The 6,000-nt window shown below is 65.4% G+C and carries 4 protein-coding genes; 2 read left to right on the forward strand and 2 right to left on the reverse strand.

Going from position 1 to position 6,000, the window contains the following annotated elements:
• The first annotated feature begins 25 nt into the window (after positions 1 to 25).
• Positions 26 to 1,837, forward strand: coding sequence for a hypothetical protein (locus EA346_RS08290; protein ID WP_296757437.1), 1,812 nt, complete (start codon positions 26 to 28; stop codon positions 1,835 to 1,837).
• Between the two features lie 286 nt (positions 1,838 to 2,123).
• A complete protein-coding gene (locus EA346_RS08295) occupies positions 2,124 to 4,196 on the forward strand; it encodes an EAL domain-containing protein (protein ID WP_296757439.1) in 2,073 nt (690 codons plus the stop codon).
• A gap of 53 nt (positions 4,197 to 4,249) precedes the next feature.
• Here EA346_RS08295 and dnaJ read toward each other — a convergent pair whose 3' ends face one another.
• Together dnaJ and EA346_RS08305 are read right to left on the reverse strand one after the other, a co-directional pair.
• Positions 4,250 to 5,389, reverse strand: a complete 1,140-nt coding sequence (gene dnaJ, locus EA346_RS08300; RefSeq protein WP_296757440.1) for a molecular chaperone DnaJ — start codon at positions 5,387 to 5,389, stop codon at positions 4,250 to 4,252.
• A 135-nt stretch (positions 5,390 to 5,524) separates the two neighbouring features.
• Positions 5,525 to 6,000: Hsp70 family protein (locus tag EA346_RS08305; RefSeq protein ID WP_296757443.1), on the reverse strand; the 476-nt coding region annotated here is incomplete at its 5' end.

The following is a 6,000-nucleotide window of genomic DNA, read 5'->3' on the forward strand; positions in this document are numbered from 1 at the left end:
TTTGCCGGCGGCAACGGGGGGTGACATGACCGACCAACATCCGAAATCGGGATTCACACTCCCACCACGTCATCCGGCTGACGCAGGCAGCTTTGCGCACAGGACACCCGAGGATCTCGACACCTGGATCAGCAGCCAGCAGTCTGGCGACCTCACATCGACCGCCACCGTGTTGCTCGAGGCATTGCGTTCGATCAACCGCATGACGATCGAGTACACCATGCTTGCAGGGCTGACTGCCGTATTCCTGGCCCGCATCCCCCCGATTCTCGACCAGATCGATGCGCATCTGCGGCAGTTGCCGATACCCCTGGGGCGCAAGACCCAGGCACTGGCCGCGGCATATTCCGAGGCCCTGCAGGAACTCGGCATCGTCTGCCTGCGCCTGGTGGACGACGGGCTGGAACAGAGACGTCTGCCGGCGCCTGATGCAGCCCCGCTCCTGCGCCGGGCGATGCTTCTCAACGGGCATCAATGCCTGCATTCCTGGCGTCTCTACCAGCCGCTGCCCGAGGGCACGTGGCTGCAGATGCATCACATCCTCACGCTTGCCGAGCGGCTGGGGGTCGCGTCCGAACCGGCGCTGGAGATGCCCCACGGCCACGGCCACGCACTGTCACCGGACAGTGTCGAGAGGCTCGCCGCATACGTCGCCGTACTCAGTTCCACCGGCGTCTATGCCCTCCGCCATGGGGAGATCGGCCCCCTCGCCCGTTGGCTGCAGTCCGTGCCGCTGCAGTGTTCCGAGCAGGTGCCCGCTGGTGCCAATGAATCCACGCCGCTGCTGCGCCTGGTGGTGGATTCGGACCGTGCGCCGTCGTTGGTCATCGGGTATCCGGGAACATCCAGCAAGACCCGCTTCGTCGATCTGGGCCCGGTCCTGACGGCCATCCGCTCCGGTCCGGCGGATGGCGGACAGCCAGGCTGGCACCCCTTCGACAGCGGGCTGGACCGCCGCCTGCTGAGCCTATGGGTGACGCCACCACAGCGGCGTTACAGCCGCGAGCCGACCGATACCGGCCCGATCATCACGGTGACCGGCCTGCAGGATATTCACGCGCTGGTCCGTGCGGATTACCGGCACCAGAGAAAGGTCGCCATCGGCGAGATCTCGGGAATCCAGGGCGGCCTGTCCGATCCCGTTTCCAGCGGGCCCGAGCAGATCCCCGCCGCCTTTTCGGTGGGGATCGGCGATTCCGACGATGCGCAGCTCAGCCTGCAGGTCGAGGACGCTGGTTCCCGATCCGACGACGACCCCCATTTCCGCTCGGACCGGCAGATGGACCGGCTGAGCGCAGCGTGGAACAACGCAGTCACGGGAATCAGTGCCCTCCCGGCTGGTGCCGGGCAGCCGCCGATGGTGCGCATGCTCCGACCCACCGCCGCGCGAATGCGGGATCTGGGTGCCGGCGGGCTCAGACTGGTTCTGCAATCTCCGACGAAGAAGATCTTCAGCGGCGACCTGATTGCGATCCGCACAGCGCGCAAGGAGCAGATCTTCTGGCAACTCGGCATGATTCGCTGGCTGTGCTACGAAGACGCCGACAACATCGCGGTGGGTATCCAGTACCTCGCGCCCGCCTGTGTCCCGACTGACATCCAGCTCTACCGGGGAAACAGACCGTCCGGCCAAGCCCAGCCAGGGCTGTTTTTCCCCAGGCGCGACCAGCCGGATACCGGAACGCTGGTATTTGCTCCCGGGGCCTTCGCCGCCGGCACGCGCGTGGTGTTCCGCGTCAAAGGTGAGGAGCAGGTGGTGAAACTGGAATCCGTTCAGACCGAGAGCCATACCTTTGCTCGCGCAGACTTCCCGATGCCGGCGCCCTCCCGAACCTGAGGCTTCGCGCGCGCCGACCCGCTCTGCCGTCAGCGCTGGACGCAAGAGTTCCGAACGCGGCCAGCATGGCATCGTCGCCGCCTTCTGATACTCTTCGGTATGATGAAGTTCGTTGCCAATGCAGGCCGATCCCGAATCCTGGAGTGGCGCACGGGCAGGGGGCCTTCTTGCTGAACGGACAGCATTGCATCCGGAGCGTGCCGATGACACTCCGGGAGGTGCCGGGCGGGGCTGTGCCTGAAGCCTCCCGCCGGTACGGGTGGGTACGCAGGGTTCAGGAATCCGGATGTCACAGAACATAGAAACCATCAACGTCCTCTTCGTGACACGCGAACCCGAACTTGCGGAACGCCTGATCAGCTGCGTCCGCATGCGCGGCCGGACGGTCCGCGCGCATCAGGCGGCGGACCGCGTTGAACTGGAGGAGCGCTTGCTGTCGCACCGCTTCCACATCATCGTGTTGATTGATCGCGGCATGGACGTGGGCACCCATGATGTCATTGGCGCGCTGCAGAATTCCGGCCGCCTCACCCCGGTACTGTTGCTGACCGACCGGCCCGAGGACGAACGCGTGGCCGACTACGAGGCCGGGGCCTTCGCCGCCATCAGCCTCGGCCCCGACGACGTCGCGGCGATCCTGATTCTGAAGGCGGTGGAATTCCATCTCTGCTGCACCCAGATGCATCGCCTGCAGAGCACCTTGCAGGCTGCTGAACGGCGCCACCTGCGCCTGCTCCAGGACTCCCCCACGCCAAACGCCTGTTTCCGACAGGGACAGATCCTGCTCGCCAACGACGCGTGGCGTGAATACTTCAAGATCGACGCCAGCGCGGATCTCTCCGGCTACGGTCTGGGCGACTTCGTCATCCCCGAGCAGCAGGACACGCTACGGCTGCTGGTGGAGGAACGAGCCGTTCAGAATGACAGCGCTGAGACCCGCCAGACGTTCCGCCTTCGGACAGCGCACGGGCGCAAGTTCGAGGGCGATCTGGTCCTGACCGGCGCCAGCGTCGATGGTGAGGCCTGCACGGTACTGCGGGTGGTGGCCAACGCCGATAAAGACGCCTCGGAACAACTGTCCGCGCTCGACCCGGTGACCGGTCTCCACAACCGCCAGCACCTCATCCAGACGCTGGAGCAGGTGCTGGCCGCATCGGCACGCGCCGAACTTCCCTTCGCCCTGATCGAGGCGTCAGTCGATGACTTCGAGCGCATTCACGGCACGCTGGGGTCGAGCAGTTCGGATATCCTGCTGACCGACATCGGCCTGCTGCTCGAGGAGCATTTCCCGCCTCCGGCCACCGTGGCACGCCTGGGCAACGAAGACTTCGGCATCCTGGTGCCCAGCGCGCGGCGAACGGAACTCGATCAACGGCTTGCCGCGTTGGTGCGGGCCGCCGCCGCGAGACAGATCAACCTGGACCAGGGTTCCACCGTGGTCTCCCTGTCCTGTGGCGCGATCATCGCGGATGATTCGGCTCCGACGATCGAAGGCTTGCTCGACCAGGCCGCTCGGGCCCTGGACGGGATCCGGCAGGCCGGCGGCAACGGCTACGCCTTCCAGCACCTCCTCTCGGACGCCCATGCCCGGGCCGAGTCCGATCAACAGTGGAAGGCGCGTCTCGAGGACGCCATCGCCCACCAGCGGCTGCGTCTCGTGTATCAACCCGTGGTCAATCTCCACGGCGGGGATTTTCCGCGCTTCAGTGTCTTCATGCGCGTGACGGGCCCCGATGGCGAGGTCTACGATCCGAGCGACTTCCTGCCCGCAGCCGAAAGGACCGGCATGGCGGCCACGATCGACCGCTGGATCATCAGCCATGCGATTCAGGCCCTTGCGGACCGCCTGAAGTCGGATCCCAGGACCACCTTTTTTCTGAAGCTGACCCGTGGTTCCCTGCTCGACGGGTCGGTCGTCGTCTGGCTGCAGAAGTTCCTGCACAAACGGCGGGTTCCGGCATCAAGGGTGGTGGTGGAGATCAAGGAGGCGACGATCATCACCAACCTGAAATCGGCGATCAGCACCGCACGCGGGCTGAAGGAGATGAATGCCTCGCTCTGTATCGACGACTTCGGCAACGGGCTCAATCCGTTCCACATCCTCCGCCACGTCGATGCCGACTACATCAAGCTCGACGGCGCCTTCGTGCGCGACGTCGTCAGCAACGAGATCATTCAGAAGGCCATTCGCCGCTTTACCGAGGGCGGACACGCCAAGGGCAAGCAGATCATCGTTCCAATGGTCGAGGATGCCGCCACGCTGGCCGTTCTGTTCAGCCTGAACGTCAACCTGGTGCAGGGCTACTTCGTGCATCCACCCAGCGAGCACATGGACTTCGATTTCACCCAGGTGATCTGAATCGACCCATCGATCCCTGCCAGCAGCCATTGCGGTCGGGTGCGTTGCCGCGCTTACTTGCCCCAGAACTTCAGATCCTCGAAGAAGCCCTTGACTCCGTCCAGCCAGGAGTGCGCCTGGGGGCTGTGACGGGTACCGCCCTCCTGCATGGATTCGTCAAACTCGCGCAGCAGTTCCTTCTGTTTATGCGTCAGGTTGACCGGCGTCTCCACCAGCACCCGGCACAACAGGTCACCGACGCCGCCCCCGTGCACCGAGGTCACGCCCTTGCCGCGCAGCCGAAACTGCTTGCCGCTTTGGGTTTCGGCGGGGATCTTCAGGGCCACCCGGCCGTTCAGACAGGGAACCTCCAGTTCACCACCCAGAGCGGCTGTCGCAAAGGAGATCGGCACTTCGCAGAGAAGGTCGTTGCCCTCGCGCCGGAACAACTTGTGCGGCTTGACCCGGACCTGCACATAGAGATCGCCCGGCGGCCCACCGTTGATTCCTGCCTCGCCCTGCCCGGAGAGGCGGATCCGGTCACCACTGTCCACGCCTGCCGGAATCTTCACGTCGAGGGTGTTCTGCTTCTGCACCCGGCCAGAGCCCCCGCAGGACTTGCAGGGGTTGGGGATCACCTTCCCTGTACCGTGGCAACGGGGGCAGGTCTGCTGTACCGAGAAGAAACCCTGCTGGATCCGCACCTGACCGACACCGTTACAGGTCGGGCAGGTCTCGGGGCTGGTGCCGGGTTCGGCTCCGGACCCGCCACAGGCTTCGCAGCTGGCAGTGGTCGGCACACGGATCTTGACCTCGGTCCCGAACACCGCCTCTTCCAGGCTCAGGTCCAGGTTGTACTGCAGATCGGAGCCGCGATAGGCGCGCTGCCCCCCGGCTCGCCCGCCGCCACCAAAGATATCGCCGAAGATGTCTTCGAAGATGTCGCTGAAGTTGCCGCCGCCCCCACCGCCGAAGCCGCCGGCCGCGGCGTCCACCCCCGCGTGGCCGTAGCGGTCGTAGGCGGCTCGCTTGTTGCTGTCGCTGAGAACATCGTAGGCCGCGCGGGCCTCCTTGAACTGGGCCTCGGCCGCGGAGTCGCCCGGATTGCGATCCGGATGGTGTTTCATCGCCAGGCGCCGGAACGCCTTCTTGATTGCTTCTGCCGAAGCGTCCCGGGAGACACCGAGCACTTCGTAGTAGTCACGCTGCGCCATATAGGATCCTTGCGGGTTGCCGCGCCCGCCCGTCCAGGCCACGCGGGAACGCGCACGCCCGGATCCCTCTCAGCGGTCTCCGGGCGTGCCTGATCGGGTCAGGATACCCACGGCCCGAAGGCCGTGGCATCACTCTCACTTCTTCTTGTCGTCGACCTCTTCGAACTCGGCGTCCACGACATCGTCGGATGCACCGGACTCGCTGCCACCGCCCGGCTGGGCGCCGCCCGCCTCTCCCTCTGCCGCGCCGCCGCCAGCCTTGGCATAGGCCCGCTCGGCGAGTTTGCCGGAGGCCTCCGCGAGTTTCTGGCTGGCCGTCTCGATCGCACCGACGTCATCGCCCTTGATCGCCTCGCGGGTTTCGTTGATGGCGGCCTCGATCGCCGAACGTTCGTCGGCCTCGACCTGGTCGGACAGATCCTTCAGCGACTTCTCTGCCGAGTGCACCAGGGCATCCGCCTGGTTGCGCGCCGCGACCAGCTCGTGGAAACGCTTGTCCTCCTCGGCATGGGCCTCGGCATCCTTGACCATCTTGTCGACTTCGTCGTCACTGAGACCCGAGGAGGCCTTGATCACGATGCGGTTCTCCTTGCCGGTGGCCTTGTCCCTGG

Origin of the sequence: Thioalkalivibrio sp. (genome assembly GCF_007692535.1) — a bacterium.
Taxonomy (GTDB): Bacteria; Pseudomonadota; Gammaproteobacteria; order Ectothiorhodospirales; family Ectothiorhodospiraceae; genus Thioalkalivibrio.